This window comes from Parvularcula maris (assembly GCF_024505085.1).
Taxonomy (GTDB): Bacteria; Pseudomonadota; Alphaproteobacteria; order Caulobacterales; family Parvularculaceae; genus Parvularcula; species Parvularcula maris.
The window spans coordinates 609,835-624,638 of record NZ_JANIBC010000001.1 but is presented as its reverse complement, the minus strand read 5'-3'; the positions used below and the strand labels follow the sequence as shown (position 1 = coordinate 624,638).

At 63.4% G+C, this 14,804-nt stretch carries 9 protein-coding genes; all 9 read right to left on the bottom strand.

Annotated elements, in window-relative coordinates; translation table 11 throughout:
• Window positions 1-37: 37 nt before the first annotated feature.
• Entirely contained in the window at window positions 38-2,131 is a 2,094-nt protein-coding gene (gene fusA / locus NOG11_RS02995) for an elongation factor G (RefSeq protein ID WP_256618147.1), read from the bottom strand.
• 26 nt (window positions 2,132-2,157) lie between these two features.
• A complete protein-coding gene (locus NOG11_RS02990) occupies window positions 2,158-2,580 on the bottom strand; it encodes a hypothetical protein (protein WP_256618146.1) in 423 nt (140 codons plus the stop codon).
• Between the two features lie 8 nt (window positions 2,581-2,588).
• Window positions 2,589-3,059: a 30S ribosomal protein S7 gene (gene rpsG / locus NOG11_RS02985; protein ID WP_256618145.1), complete on the bottom strand. Its 471-nt coding sequence runs from the start codon at window positions 3,057-3,059 to the stop codon at window positions 2,589-2,591.
• 11 nt (window positions 3,060-3,070) lie between these two features.
• Window positions 3,071-3,442, bottom strand: a complete 372-nt coding sequence (gene rpsL / locus NOG11_RS02980; RefSeq protein ID WP_183817093.1) for a 30S ribosomal protein S12 — start codon at window positions 3,440-3,442, stop codon at window positions 3,071-3,073.
• A gap of 236 nt (window positions 3,443-3,678) precedes the next feature.
• On the bottom strand, window positions 3,679-4,629 hold the full coding sequence (locus NOG11_RS02975; protein WP_256618144.1) for a sulfotransferase family protein: 951 nt from the start codon (window positions 4,627-4,629) through the stop codon (window positions 3,679-3,681).
• Entirely contained in the window at window positions 4,626-5,612 is a 987-nt protein-coding gene (locus NOG11_RS02970) for a glycosyltransferase family 2 protein (RefSeq protein WP_256618143.1), read from the bottom strand. Before NOG11_RS02970 ends, NOG11_RS02975 begins: the two co-directional genes overlap by 4 nt.
• A 136-nt stretch (window positions 5,613-5,748) precedes the next feature.
• Window positions 5,749-9,960: a DNA-directed RNA polymerase subunit beta' gene (rpoC, locus tag NOG11_RS02965; RefSeq protein ID WP_256618142.1), complete on the bottom strand. Its 4,212-nt coding sequence runs from the start codon at window positions 9,958-9,960 to the stop codon at window positions 5,749-5,751.
• 54 nt (window positions 9,961-10,014) lie between these two features.
• Window positions 10,015-10,284 carry a hypothetical protein gene (locus tag NOG11_RS02960; protein WP_256618141.1) on the bottom strand — a complete coding sequence of 90 codons (270 nt, stop codon included), beginning with the start codon at window positions 10,282-10,284 and terminating at the stop codon, window positions 10,015-10,017.
• Between the two features lie 8 nt (window positions 10,285-10,292).
• Window positions 10,293-14,378 carry a DNA-directed RNA polymerase subunit beta gene (gene rpoB, locus NOG11_RS02955; protein ID WP_256618140.1) on the bottom strand — a complete coding sequence of 1,362 codons (4,086 nt, stop codon included), beginning with the start codon at window positions 14,376-14,378 and terminating at the stop codon, window positions 10,293-10,295.
• Between the last annotated feature and the right edge of the window lie 426 nt (window positions 14,379-14,804).

Sequence of the window (14,804 nt, the reverse complement as noted above, 5' to 3'; positions counted from 1 at the left end):
CTTGGCGGAGGCGGATCTTCGTCGGGTTTCCCTGAGGTCAGCCCGCTAGTTTCGCCTTTACTTCGTCTGCGACCGCGTTGGGGACGCGCTCGTAGTGATCGAACTGCATCGTGTACTGAGCGCGACCTTGCGTGGCCGAGCGCAGATTGTTCACGTAGCCGAACATGTTGGCCAGCGGCACCATCGCGTTGACGACGGTGGCGTTGCCCCGAACTTCCTGACCTTGGATCTGGCCGCGGCGGGAGTTGAGGTCGCCGATGACCGTGCCGGTGTACTCGTCAGGGGTGACCACCTCGACCTTCATGACCGGCTCGAGAAGAGCCAGACCCAGATCGGACTTGTGCTCGCGCATCGCGCCGCGGGCCGCGATCTCGAAGGCGAGAACCGAGGAGTCGACGTCGTGGAAGGCGCCGTCATAGAGGTCCACCTTGAAGTCGAGGATCGGGAAGCCGACCAGAAGGCCGCTTTCCTGGATCTGCTTGAGACCCTTCTCGACACCGGGGATGTACTCCTTCGGAATGTTGCCGCCGACAACCGAGTTCTCGAAGATGAAACCATCGCCGGGCTCGGCCGGGCCGATCTTGAACTTGATGCGGGCAAACTGACCCGAACCACCCGACTGCTTCTTGTGGGTGTAGTCGATGTCGGCATCGCGGGTGATGGTCTCGCGATAGGCCACCTGAGGCGCACCGACGTTCGCTTCCACCTTGAACTCGCGCTTCATGCGGTCGACGAGGATGTCGAGGTGAAGCTCGCCCATACCAGCGATGATGGTCTGGCCGCTCTCCTCATCCGTACGCACCCGGAAGGACGGGTCCTCCGCCGCCAAACGGTTGAGGGCGATGCCCATCTTCTCCTGGTCGGCCTTGGTCTTCGGCTCTACGGCGAGCGAGATGACCGGCTCGGGGAACTCCATACGCTCCAGGATCACCGGCTTCGAGGTCACGCAGAGCGTATCACCCGTCGTGGTGTCCTTAAGGCCCGCAATAGCGACGATGTCACCGGCATAGGCGTTCTTGATCTCTTCCTGGGAGTTGGAGTGCATCAGCAGCATACGGCCGACGCGCTCTTTCTTGCCCTTCACCGAGTTCAGGAGCGAGACGCCCTGTTCCAGGTGACCGGAGTAGATGCGGCAGAAGGTCAGCGTGCCCACGAATGGGTCGTTCATGATCTTGAACGCCAGCATGGAGAGCGGCTCGTCGTCAGAGGACGGACGGGTCACTTCCTCGTCGCTGTCGGGCAGCACGCCCTTGATCGCCGGAACGTCGACGGGGCTCGGCAGGAAGTCCACCACCGCGTCGAGTAGCGGCTGAACGCCCTTGTTCTTGAACGCCGTACCAAGAAGAACCGGGTGGAACTCCACGCTGATGGTGCCCTTGCGGATCAGCTCACGGATCTTGTCGTTCGAGGGCAGCTCGCCTTCGAGATAGGCTTCCATCGCCGCTTCATCGAGCTCGACGACCGTCTCGATCATCTTCTCGCGGTACTCTTCGGCCTTGTCCTTGAGGTCCGCCGGGATCTCGACACGGTCGAAGGAGGCACCGAGGGTCTCTTCGTTCCAGACGATGGCGTCCATCTCGATGAGGTCGACAACGCCCTTGAAGTCGCTCTCTTCACCGATGGGAAGCTGCAGCACGACCGTCTTACAGCCGAGGCGCTCGTGAATGCTGTCCACGGAGGTGTAGAAGTTGGCGCCAAGCTTATCCATCTTGTTGATGAAGAACATGCGCGGCACGCGGTACTTGTCACCCTGACGCCACACGGTCTCGGTCTGCGGCTCGACACCGGCATTGCCGTCGAGCAGCGCCACGGCGCCGTCGAGCACGCGAAGCGAACGCTCGACCTCGATGGTGAAGTCCACGTGGCCAGGGGTGTCGATGATGTTCAGGCGGCGCTTCTTACCGTCGCGGCCTGACCAGAAGGTGGTAGTCGCAGCCGAAGTGATCGTGATGCCGCGCTCTTGCTCCTGCTCCATCCAGTCCATGGTCGCGGCGCCGTCATGGACTTCGCCGATCTTGTAGGACTTGCCGGTGTAGTAGAGAATCCGCTCGGTCGTCGTCGTCTTGCCCGCGTCGATATGGGCCATGATGCCGAAATTGCGGTAGTCCTCGATGGGATATTCGCGTGTCATGTGTCGATCCTTGGCTTGCGCCTGCCTCAGCGCGCCTCTCGCCCGGAACCGATGCGAAATGCAACCGTCCCCGAGCCTTGTTGTTTCGTAACCGTGACGGGAACCTCGTAGGGCTCCCCGCAGACCGAGTAGGTCCAGAACTCTTCCCGGCGGGTCTGCTCGCGGTTGAGCTCGCCCCCGATCACCCCTTCGAGGACCGGATCCTCGAAACAGGCGTTACCCTTATTGTCGCCCGCGAAAGCCGCAGCCGCCGCCATGCTGGAGCGCCGTGCGATCTCCTGCGCCTCACCCTCACCGGCCAGGGTCCTGATGGATCTGCTGCCGATGGTCAGGCTGGTCAGCGCCGCTCTCGGCTCTGCATCCGCGCGGCGCACGGACGGCTCCGGCTCCACCGTGGTGGAGCAGGCCGCCAGCGCCGTAGCGCAGATGAGAACGAGAACGCGGCGCATCAAGATCGCTACCAGCGGTAATGGGCGAAGGCGCGGTTCGCCTCCGCCATCTTATGCGTGTCCTCACGCTTCTTGACGGCTGCGCCCCGGTTCTGGGCTGCATCCATGAGCTCGCCCGAGAGGCGATCGATCATGGTCGTCTCGTTGCGCTTGCGGGCCGCCCCGATAAGCCAACGCATGGCGAGGGCCTGCTTGCGGTCCTGGCGAACCTCGACGGGCACCTGGTAGGTGGCACCGCCAACCCGGCGCGAGCGCACTTCTACCGCGGGCACCACGTTCTCCATGGCATCGCGGAAGGTCTCGAGCGGCGGACGGCGGAGCTTCTCTTCCATGCGGTCGAGAGCGCCGTAGACGATCTTCTCGGCAGCGGACTTCTTGCCGTCGAGCATGACGTAGTTCATGAACTTCGAGATCTGAACGTCGTGGAACTTGGGATCCGGATCGACGGGGCGTTTCTCGGCGCGTCTTCTGCGTGACATCTCTTGAACCCTTACTTGGGACGCTTGGCGCCGTATTTCGAACGGCGCTGCTTACGGTCTTTGACGCCTTGCGTGTCGAGGACACCGCGAAGGATGTGGTAGCGGACACCGGGAAGGTCCTTCACGCGGCCGCCGCGGATGAGCACCACGGAGTGCTCCTGAAGGTTGTGACCCTCACCGGGAATGTAGCTGATGACCTCGTAGCCGTTGGTCAGGCGGACCTTGGCCACTTTCCGAAGGGCCGAGTTCGGCTTCTTCGGGGTCGTGGTGTAGACGCGGGTGCACACGCCGCGCTTCTGCGGGTTGCCCTGCAGGTGCGGAACCTTGTTGATCTTCCGCTTCGGCTTCCGCGGTTTGCGGATAAGCTGCTGAATCGTCGGCATGAACGCCCTTTTTCTCTTCGCTCGTGTCCTCGAACCGCCCTCACCGGTACAACAAAGCCTATGCCGCGCTAAGCAAGAGGCCCGCGCGGCGCATGATGCCGACGATGACGATGTGCCCAGGGTTGTTTCGGCCGAAGCCGACAGCGCCCTATCTGGCGTCGGCTGCGGCTAGCGGCCTTTCACCGCTTCGTCAACCGCTGCCTAGGCGATTAAAGAACTCGCAAGGACCGAAGCACCTATTTGAGGTGCTCGACGACCTTCTTCTGGATGCGAGGTTGGGCGTAGTCACTGAGGAAGCCAAGCTTCAGCTTCCTGCCCAGCACAGAGGCCAGTTGCGTGACGAACCCGTATCTCTTCGCGGCAAAGGCGAACTGACGGGCGCTTCCCTCGACAGTCAGTTGGGCCTTTCTTATGCCCTTCGGCGCATATGCTGGGGTGAGGTCGTAGCCGTAGCTTTCACTCGACAGCGCCACCCTGCTGTTGATCTCCGCAATCTCGCGCTCAGTGAGCCTGGTGCGGAACTGCTCCGGTGCGCGCGGTTTGGGGGCGGAGTAGGTGGAACCGGAGGGGACGAGAACCGCCTCCTCGAAAGGCAGGCCAACCGCTTCGAGAATACGGCGCATCTCCTTCTCGGGATCGCCGGTAAGGTCTTCATACCGCACGAAAACCTGGCGCTCGCTTGTGAGGTGAGGTTCGGCGGCGAGCCAGCTTGCTTCCGAGTCGATCCAGCAGCTCACCGAGCGGTACGGCACCCCGCCCCACCCCATCGCCTTCGCGCTGAGCGCCACATCGCGGGGATCCCGCTGGAGGCGTACGAAGACAGCGTTCGGCAGAAATTTCGCGGCGACGTCGTGGTGCCGATGCGTGGTGATGAGGAGGCGCTTACCCTCCGTCCGGTGCTGACCGAGAAGATCGTCCAGCATCTCCTCATAGGTCTTGCCGGGAGAGGGGGTGATCCCCTGCGCCTTGGTACTACGCGAGGCAGCGACCTTGTCGAAGAATGTTTTCAGCTCTTCCGCCGTTCCCCCGCCCTCTTCCGGTGCGCCGTCGAAGAGAAAGTCGCTCTCCCCCTGCCCGTGAACCTGGCTGTGCTGGCCTATGAGCAGGCGCAGAAGGGTCGTTCCCGCCCGGAGCGACCCACAGAGAACGATATGCTGGCCATGGCGATCGAGCTTTGCTTCTGTCATGATTGCGTGCCCTTGTATTCGATGATGCGGCGACCGGATCTGCCCTCGGTCAGCGCCTGCGCGATTCCCCGCACCTCGGCGATGTTTGCCAGCATGAGGTAGCTTGCCAGACGGGTCGCAGGCAGGCCAGCCGTTTTGAACCTACGGCGTAGCCGGAGCCACTTGGCTCCATAGAGCGCGAGAACGATCAAAGTGAGAGGCCAGAGACCCATCAGCAGAGCAGCCAATGCGAGGAGAGGAAGCCCCGCGCCCCAGACCAGCGAGCGGATGACTTCCTTCACTCGGTAGCCTTCGCGTCCGTGCTTCAGAGCCCCTAGGGTGTAGGCGTAGCCGGAGCGGACCGCCCTCTTCCACCAGGCGGAGAAGCTGTGGATGTCGGCGTCGTGGAGGGTCATGTCGGCGTCCAGGCGTTCGATCTCGTGGCCCTGCCGACGCAGACGCAGGCAGAGCTCGGGCTCCTCCCCCGCCATCATCATCGGGTCGAAGCCGCCAACCTCCTCGAAGGCGGAGACCCGGTAGATCGCGTCGCCGCCCACGGCGTTGGCCCTGCCCACGGGGGTGTTCCACTCGATGGCGCAGAGCTCGTTGTACCAGCTTGCCTCCGGGTGCCGCTCCTTGCGCAGGCCCGCCACGGCGGCGAGTTTGGGATTGCTACCGAGGGCGGCGAGCCCGCTTTCCACCCAGCCATCGAGAAGCACGCAGTCGCCGTCGATGAACTGGACGAAGGTCAGCTCGGGATGGTGTTCGCGGAAATAGGCGAAGCCTTCATTGCGTCCCCTGGCCGCGGAGAAGGGTTTGTCCGTGGTCAGCTCCACCGCCGCCGCCCCCTCCCCTCGCGCCAGCTCGACCGAGCCGTCCGAAGACCCTGAGTCCACATAGACGACGGGACAGCCCGACGGCAGGGAGCGCAAGCATGCGCGAAGGCGCTCGCCCTCGTTCCGGCCGATGACCACGACGCCTAGAGTGTTCGAGCCCTGCTCCATGCTGCTGGTTCCTAAAGGGTGGTGGTGACCGAAACCTTCCGCGAAGGCCGGTCCTTTTTCGTATCGCCGGGGTTACTGCAAGAAAAAGGCCCGCTCGGCGGAGCGGGCCTTCTCGCTTGATCGGTAACTGCCGCTCTTACTCGGCGGCCGCCTCGTTGCCGCCTTCGGGAAGTGCGGCCTCCGGTGCGGGAAGCGCTGCGGCCTGACGGTGCTCGCGCTCCTCGATGAGCTGATCGTCGCGCTTGTCGGCTTCGATCTGGTGCTTGGCCATCTGACCGCCCGTGCCCGCCGGGATGAGGCGGCCGACGATGACGTTCTCCTTGAGGCCTTCGAGGGTATCCACCTTGCCCTGAACGGCGGCTTCGGTGAGCACCCGCGTGGTCTCCTGGAAGGACGCGGCGGAGATGAAGCTCCGTGTCTGGAGCGACGCCTTGGTGATGCCGAGGAGGACGGGGTGGCCGACGGCCTTCTCGCTGCCCTGCTCTTCGAGCTGAGCATTGACCTCGTCGAACTCCACCTTATCGACCTGCTCGTCCTTGAGGAACGGGCTGTCACCGGGCGAGCTGACCTCGACCTTCTGCAGCATCTGGCGGACGATCACCTCGATGTGCTTGTCGTTGATCGGCACGCCTTGGAGGCGGTAGACCTCCTGGATCTCGTTGATGAGGTAGTCAGCGAGCGCCTCGATCCCCATCACGTCCAGAATGTCGTGCGGCGCCGGGTTGCCGTCGAGCAGGTACTCGCCCTTTGCGATGAAATCGCCTTCCTGGACCGCGAGGTGCTTGCCCTTGGGAACCAGGTACTCCTTCGTCTCCTGCTCCTCGTCCACCGGCACGATGGAGATGCGGCGCTTGTTCTTGTAGTCGCGCCCGAACTCCACGCGGCCGTCGATCTCGGCGATGATGGCGTGATCCTTGGGACGGCGCGCCTCGAAGAGCTCCGCCACCCGCGGCAGACCGCCGGTGATGTCGCGGGTCTTCGCGCCCTCCGTGGGAATACGAGCCAGCACGTCGCCGGGGCCGACCTTGTCGCCGTCGGAGACCGAGAGAATGGCCTCAACCGGGAGAAGCGTGCGCGCCTCCTGGCCGTTCTCCAGCTTCATCACCTCGCCCTCATCGTCAACGATGGCGATGGCGGGACGCAGATCCCCGCCGCGCGGGTTGGAGCGCCAGTCGGTGACGACGCGGCTCGCGAGGCCCGTATCCTCGTCGGCGACCATCTGGACACTGACGCTTTCCACGAGGTCTTCGTAGCGCACCTTGCCCTTGCCCTCGGTCATGATGGGCAGGGTGTAGGGGTCCCAGTCGGCGAGGCGCTGGCCGCGCTCGACCTTGTCACCGTCATCGACGCGCAGCTTGGTGCCGTAGGTCACCTTGAAGGAAGCGAGGTCCTCGCCGTCCTTGCCGCGGATCTTGATGAGTGTGTTGCGACCCATGACGACCAGATCGCCGGAGCTGTCCTTCACCGCCTGGCGGTTCTCCAGGTGGATCGTGCCTTCGTGGCTGGCCTCGATCAGCGAGACGTCGCCCACCTGGGCCGTACCGCCCACGTGGAAGGTCCGCATGGTGAGCTGGGTGCCCGGCTCGCCAATGGACTGGGCCGCGATGACGCCGACCGCCTCGCCCACGTTCACGGCTTCGCCGCGGGCCAGGTCACGGCCGTAGCAGGTGGCACAAACGCCGATCGGCGTCTCGCAGGTGAGCGGGCTGCGCACCTTGATCTTCTGGATGCCGGCCTTCTCGACGGCTTCGGCCTGGTTCTCGTCGAGCTGGGTGCCCGCCTCGATCATGACCTCGCCGCTGTCGGGATCGACCGCGTCCTGAAGGAGCGTCCGGCCCAGAAGGCGCTCGGACAGGCTGAGCACGATCTCACCGGAGTCCACGATGGCCTCCAGGGTGATGCCGGTCTCGGTGCCGCAGTCCTCTTCCTTGACGATGCAGTCCTGGGCCACGTCCACGAGGCGGCGGGTGAGGTAGCCCGAGTTCGCCGTCTTGAGCGCGGTGTCCGCCAGACCCTTCCGTGCACCGTGGGTCGAGTTGAAGTACTCGAGCACGGTGAGGCCTTCCTTGAAGTTCGAGACGATGGGCGTCTCGATGATCTCGCCGGAGGGTTTCGCCATCAGGCCGCGCATGGCGGCGAGCTGGCGCATCTGGGTGGGTGAGCCGCGGGCACCGGAGTGGCTCATCATGTAGACCGAGTTCGGCTCCTGCTGACGGCCCGTCTCCGGATCGAACTTGGTCGTGGAGATCTCCTTCATCATCTCCTCGGCGACACGGTCCGTGCACTTCGCCCAGGCGTCGACGACCTTGTTGTACTTCTCGCCGCGGGTGATGAGACCGTCCGCATACTGCTGCTCGTATTCCGAGGCAAGCTGACGGGTCTCCTCGACGATGCCTACCTTGGTGTCCGGGATCACCATGTCGTCCTTGCCGAAGGAGATGCCCGCCTTGCAGGCCTCCTTGAAGCCGAGCTCCATGATGTGGTCGGCGAAGATCACGGTCTTCTTCTGGCCGCAATGGCGGTAGACCGTGTCGATCAGGCCCTGAATGGTCTTTTTGGTCAGAAGCTTGTTGATCGCCTCGAAGGGAACGGCGTTGTCTTTGGGCAGGATCGCCGCCACCTTCATGCGGCCAGGCGTCGTCTCCACCAGCTCCTTGGTCTCGTTGCCCTCGGCATCGACCGAGCGCCAGATGGCCTTGACCTTGGCGTGCAGGCTCACCGCGCCGGCGGCGAGCGCGTGCTCGATCTCGTCGATGGAGCCGAACACCATGCCCTCGCCGGTGTCCTTCTCCTTCTCGAGCGTGATGTAGTAGAGGCCGAGGACAATGTCCTGGCTGGGCACGATGATCGGCTTGCCGTTGGCCGGGCTGAGGATGTTGTTGGTGGACATCATCAGCACACGGGCTTCGAGCTGTGCTTCGAGCGACAGCGGCACGTGCACGGCCATCTGGTCGCCGTCGAAGTCGGCGTTGAAGGCGGTACAGACGAGCGGGTGAAGCTGGATGGCCTTGCCCTCGATCAGCTTGGGCTCGAACGCCTGGATGCCGAGGCGGTGAAGCGTCGGCGCGCGGTTCAGCATCACCGGGTGCTCACGGATCACCTCATCGAGGATGTCCCAGACCTCGGGACGCTCCTTCTCGACCAGCTTCTTCGCCTGCTTGACCGTGGCGGAGAGGCCCATGGCGTCGAGGCGCGAGTAGATGAACGGCTTGAAGAGCTCGAGCGCCATCTTCTTCGGCAGGCCGCACTCATGCAGCTTGAGCTCAGGTCCGACCACGATGACCGAACGGCCAGAATAGTCGACGCGCTTACCCAGCAGGTTCTGGCGGAAGCGGCCCTGCTTACCCTTGAGCATGTCGGAGAGCGATTTGAGCGGGCGCTTGTTCGTACCCGTAATGACGCGGCCACGGCGGCCATTGTCGAACAGGGCGTCCACGGACTCCTGCAGCATCCGCTTCTCGTTGCGGACGATGATGTCCGGTGCGCGCAGCTCGATCAGGCGCTTGAGGCGGTTGTTGCGGTTGATGACCCGGCGGTAGAGGTCGTTGAGGTCGGACGTCGCAAAACGGCCACCGTCCAGCGGCACCAGCGGGCGCAGCTCCGGCGGGATGACCGGGATGACCGTCATGATCATCCACTCGGGCTTGTTGCCCGAGGCCATGAAGTTCTCGATCAGCTTGAGGCGCTTGGCGAGCTTCTTGGGCTTCAGCTCGGAGGTCGATTCAGCGATCTCCACACGGAGCTGTTCGGTGATCTGCTCGAGATCCATATTGGCGAGGATCTCGCGGATGGCCTCGGCGCCGATACCGGCGGTGAACTGGTCCTCGCCGTACTGCTCTTGCGCCTCCATGTACTCCTCTTCGGTGAGGAGCTGCATGGGCTCGAGCGGCGTGATGCCGGGCTCAATGACGATGTACTGCTCGAAATAGAGAACTCGCTCGACATCCTTGAGCGTCATGTCGAGGAACATCGCGATCCGGGAGGGAAGCGATTTCAGGAACCAGATGTGAGCCACGGGCGCGGCCAGCTCGATATGGCCCATCCGCTCACGACGCACCTTGGAAAGGGTCACCTCGACGCCGCATTTCTCGCAGACGACGCCCTTGTACTTCATCCGCTTGTACTTGCCGCACAGGCACTCATAGTCCTTCACGGGACCGAAGATCCGCGCACAGAACAGGCCGTCACGCTCCGGCTTGAAGGTCCGGTAGTTGATGGTCTCTGGCTTCTTGATCTCGCCATAGGACCACGACAGGATCTTCTCCGGCGAAGCCAGCGAGATGCGGATCTGGTTGAACGTCTGCGGCTGGGCCAGCGGGTTGAAGACGTTTGCTAGTTCCTGGCTCATAGACACCTCATCGGGTTGGTCACCTCTCGCGAGGATGACCGATTTGAACTTACGTTAGCCACGCACTGCGCAGGCTGAAATCTTCTGCTCGTCGAAGTCGGGGTTTGAAGCGAACTTAGCTTCAACAATTCCCTGCTCCGATACACTCGACCTTCCGGTGAGCGCGTAGTCTGGAACGGATTGCCAGTCTTTCTCTGCAACAGCTCGATAGCGGTTGTCGAAGTGGACAACATCCCATCCTCTATCTTGCCGCCTGAACCAGAGTTGGTCCTCATCTTTAGCAAGATGAACCTCCGACCGACTCTGAAATTCAGACAGCGTCATTTCCATTCCTACCGGTTCTGCAGCTCCACGTTCAGACCCAGGCTGCGCATCTCTTTGACGAGCACGTTGAAGCTCTCGGGGATGCCTGCTTCAAAGCTGTCGTCGCCGCGGACGATGGCTTCGTAGACCTTGGTGCGGCCCGCGACGTCGTCCGACTTCACCGTCAGCATCTCCTGGAGCGTGTAGGCGGCGCCGTAGGCCTCCAAGGCCCAGACCTCCATCTCGCCGAAGCGCTGGCCACCGAACTGGGCCTTACCGCCGAGCGGCTGCTGGGTGACGAGGGAGTACGGGCCGATGCTCCGTGCGTGGATCTTGTCGTCCACAAGGTGGTGAAGCTTCAGAAGGTACTTGTACCCCACGGTCACGGGGCGAGCGAACTGCTCGCCGGTGCGGCCGTCCTGCAGCATGACCTGTCCGCTCTCGGAGATACCGGCCTTCTTCAGCATCTCGACGATCTCGCCCTCGCGGGCACCGTCGAAGACAGGCGTGCCGATCGGCACACCGCGGAAGAGGTTCTTGCCGAGCTCTTTGAGCTCCTCGGCGTCGGTCGGCAGCTCCTGATCGGGGCCATAGACGTCGCGCAGCTTGGCCACGAAGTCGTCCTTGCCCGACGAGCCGCGATCCCACGCTTCCCAGGCCTCCTGAATGTCACGGCCAAGGCCGCGGCAGGCAAAGCCGAGATGGGTCTCCAGGATCTGACCGACATTCATCCGCGAGGGCACGCCCAGCGGGTTGAGCACGATGTCCACGGGCGTGCCGTCCTCGAGGAAGGGCATGTCCTCCATCGGGGCGATCTTCGAGATGACACCCTTGTTGCCGTGGCGTCCAGCCATCTTGTCGCCGGGCTGAAGCTTGCGCTTCACTGCCACGAAGACCTTGACCATCTTCATCACGCCGGGGGGCAGCTCGTCGCCGCGCTGCAGCTTCTCGACCTTGTCCTTGAAGCGGTCTTCGAGGCGCTCGCGGCTCTCATCGTACTGCTTCTTGAGACCTTCGATCTCGCCCATGCGGGCGTCGTCGGCGAGGGCCACCTTCCACCACAGGCCACGTTGGGTGTCCTTGAGCTTCTCGCGGGTGACCTCGCCCTTGCCGAAGCCCTTCGGACCCGAGACCGCGTCCTGGCCGACCAGAAGCTCTTCGAGACGGCCAAAGATGTTGCGGTCGAGGATCGCCTGCTCGGCATCACGGTCGATGGCGAGGCGCTCGATCTCGTCGCGCTCGATCTGCTGAGCGCGCTCATCCTTCTCGACGCCGTGGCGGTTGAAGACGCGCACCTCGACCACCGTACCGGCAACGCCCGGCGGCAGCTTGAGGGAGGTGTCGCGGACATCCGCCGCCTTCTCACCGAAGATGGCGCGAAGGAGTTTCTCCTCCGGCGTCATCGGGCTCTCGCCCTTCGGCGTGATCTTGCCGACGAGAATGTCGCCAGGATGCACCTCGGCACCGATCGCCACGATGCCCGCCTCATCGAGGTTGCGCAGGGCTTCCTCGGAGACGTTGGGGATATCGCGCGTGATCTCTTCGGGGCCGAGCTTGGTGTCGCGAGCCGCGACCTCGAACTCTTCCAGGTGGATCGAGGTGAAGACGTCGTCGCGCACGATGCGCTCGGAGATCAGGATCGAGTCCTCGAAATTGTAGCCGTTCCAAGGCATGAACGCGACGAGCACGTTCTTGCCGAGCGCCAGCTCGCCGAGATCCGTGGAAGGACCATCGGCGATCACATCGCCCGCCTCGACCTCGTCACCAATCTTCACCAGCGGGCGCTGGTTGATGCAGGTGTTCTGGTTCGAGCGCTTGAACTTGCGAAGGTTGTAGATGTCGACGCCGGGCTTGGAAGTGTCCTGCTCCTTGGTGGCGCGGATGACGATGCGCTGGGCATCGACCTGCTCCACGAAGCCTGCCCGGCGCGCGGCCATGGCGGCGCCTGAGTCGCGGGCCACGATGCTCTCCATGCCGGTGCCCACGTAAGGGGCTTCGGCCTGGATCAGCGGCACGGCCTGGCGCTGCATGTTCGAGCCCATCAGCGCGCGGTTGGCGTCGTCGTTCTCAAGGAACGGGATCAGCGCGGCGGCCACCGAGACGAGCTGCTTCGGCGAGACGTCGATGAAGGCGATCTCCTCGCGGGGGATCAGCGTCGCCTCACCACGGAAGCGGGCGTTGACGAACTCGTTGGCCAAGGACCCGTCATCGTTCAGCTCGGCGTTCGCCTGGGCGATAGCGTGGCGCTGCTCTTCCATGGCGGAGAGGTAGACCACCTCGCCGGTCACCTTGCCGTCCACCACACGGCGATACGGGCTCTCGATGAAGCCGTACTTGTTCACCTGCGCGTGGGTGGCGAGCGAGTTGATCAGGCCGATATTCGGGCCTTCCGGCGTCTCGATGGGACAGATGCGGCCGTAGTGGGTCGGGTGCACGTCGCGCACCTCGAAGCCCGCACGCTCACGGGTCAGACCGCCCGGCCCAAGCGCGGACATGCGGCGCTTATGGGTGATCTCGGAGAGCGGGTTGGTCTGGTCCATGAACTGCGAAAGCTGGGACGAACCGAAGAACTCGCGCACCGCCGCCGCCGCCGGCTTCGCGTTTATGAGGTCGTTCGGCATGATGTTGTCGATCTCGACCGAGCTCATCCGCTCCTTGATCGCCCGCTCCATGCGCAGGAGGCCGATGCGGTACTGGTTCTCCATCAGTTCGCCGACCGAGCGCACCCGGCGGTTGCCGAGATTGTCGATGTCGTCGATCTCGCCGCGTCCGTCGCGCAGATCGTTGAGGGTCTTGAGGACCGCCACGATGTCTTCCTTGCGCAGGGTGCGCTGCTCGTCGGTGACGTCGTCGTTGGAGAAGCCGAGGCGCATGTTCATCTTCACGCGGCCCACGGCGGAGAGGTCGTAGCGCTCGTCGTCGAAGAACAGGCCGCCGAACAGGGCTTCGGCGGTCTCCAGCGTCGGCGGCTCGCCGGGACGCATGACGCGGTAGATGTCGATCAGCGCGGTCTCACGGCCGGAGTTCTTGTCGGCAGCCAGCGTGTTGCGCATGTAGCCGCCGATATTGACGTGGTCGATATCCAGCGTCTCGAACTCCTTGATGCCGACCTCTTCGAGGGTTTCGAGGTTCTCTTCCGAGATCTCGTCACCAGCCTCGGCATAGAGCTCGCCTGTCTCGCGGTTGACGAGGTCGCGCGCGAAATAGCGACCGATCATCTGCTCGCGGGTGAGGAAGAAGGCTTTGACGCCGTCCTCTTCAAGCTTGTTCATGGTGCGAGCGGTGATCTTCTTGCCGGCCTGGATGGCGACTTCGCCGGTCTCGGCATCCACCAAGTCGCGCTCGGGCTTGGTGCCCATGAGACGCTCGCGGTCGATCGGCATGGTGAAGCCGTGGCCTTGCGCGGTGTGGCTCACGCGGCCGTAGAAGATCTCGAGAATGTCTTCCTGGTCGAGGCCCAGCGCGTAGAGCAGCGTCGTCGCCGGCAGCTTCCGGCGGCGGTCGATGCGGACATTGACGATGTCCTTCGGGTCGAACTCGAAGTCCAGCCACGAGCCGCGATAGGGAATGATCCGCGCGGCGAAGAGCAGCTTGCCGGAGCTGTGTGTCTTGCCCTTGTCGTGGTCGAAGAAGACGCCGGGCGAGCGGCGCATCTGGGAAACGATGACCCGCTCGGTGCCGTTGATGATGAACGTGCCGTTGTCCGTCATGAGCGGCAGTTCGCCCATATAGACTTCCTGCTCCTTGATGTCCTTGACGGACTTGGCGCCGGTGTCCTCGTCCACCTCGAACACGGCGAGCTGCAGGCGGACTTTGAGCGGCGCGGAGTAGGTCATATCGCGCTGCATGCACTCGTCGGTGTCGAATTTGGGCTCTTCGAACTCGTACGAGACGTATTGCAGGTAGGCAGTCTCGGTGAAGTCGGAGATCGGGAAGACCGACTTGAACACGGCCTCAAGACCGTCGCGCTTGCGGTCGTCCGGGGCGACGTAGCGCTGCAGAAAGGCTTCGTAGCTCTCGCGCTGAACCTGGATCAGGTTCGGCATGGTGACGGCGTCACCGATCTTACCGAAGCCCTTGCGAATACGTTTTTTCTCGACAAAGCTCTGAGCCATAAACCGCCCTTACGCAGCCTCCGAGGAGGCTTTTTCTAGGGACACGGCAGCCACGGGCTGCGTATCCAGGTTCAACAGCGCCCGCGACGGAGCGCCCGGCTGCATCCGGCGGGACGCAGCAAATTCAGTGGTGGGAACGCCAAAACCCCGCGCCCGGAAGGGACCAGCGGGGGTGAAACGCTCAACAAATCAAAAGTTACAGACGAAGTCCGATCGCACGTGCACAGCCAGTCCTGGGAAGGCCGCCGACCCCAGGAAGGCGCGCATTAAGGCAATTGCAACGCCTTGACAAGGCCATTTTTACGGGAAGAGGGAACTTTCCCAAGAGCCGCACGAAGCACGGCACGCAACACCGCACAGCCCTTCCTACGACAAAGCTCCACGCCTGACTCCTACCGATAGGAAAGGTGCGCACATGACATTCGC

Coding starts and splice junctions, on each gene's coding strand:
- rpsL (WP_183817093.1), bottom strand. CDS start 3,442: ATGCCGACGATTCAGCAGCTTATCCGCAAACCGCGGAAGCCGAAGCGG.
- rpoB (WP_256618140.1), bottom strand. CDS start 14,378: ATGGCTCAGAGCTTTGTCGAGAAAAAACGTATTCGCAAGGGCTTCGGT.
- rpsG (WP_256618145.1), bottom strand. CDS start 3,059: ATGTCACGCAGAAGACGCGCCGAGAAACGCCCCGTCGATCCGGATCCC.
- NOG11_RS02970 (WP_256618143.1), bottom strand. CDS start 5,612: ATGGAGCAGGGCTCGAACACTCTAGGCGTCGTGGTCATCGGCCGGAAC.
- rpoC (WP_256618142.1), bottom strand. CDS start 9,960: ATGAGCCAGGAACTAGCAAACGTCTTCAACCCGCTGGCCCAGCCGCAG.
- NOG11_RS02960 (WP_256618141.1), bottom strand. CDS start 10,284: ATGACGCTGTCTGAATTTCAGAGTCGGTCGGAGGTTCATCTTGCTAAA.
- NOG11_RS02990 (WP_256618146.1), bottom strand. CDS start 2,580: ATGCGCCGCGTTCTCGTTCTCATCTGCGCTACGGCGCTGGCGGCCTGC.
- fusA (WP_256618147.1), bottom strand. CDS start 2,131: ATGACACGCGAATATCCCATCGAGGACTACCGCAATTTCGGCATCATG.
- NOG11_RS02975 (WP_256618144.1), bottom strand. CDS start 4,629: ATGACAGAAGCAAAGCTCGATCGCCATGGCCAGCATATCGTTCTCTGT.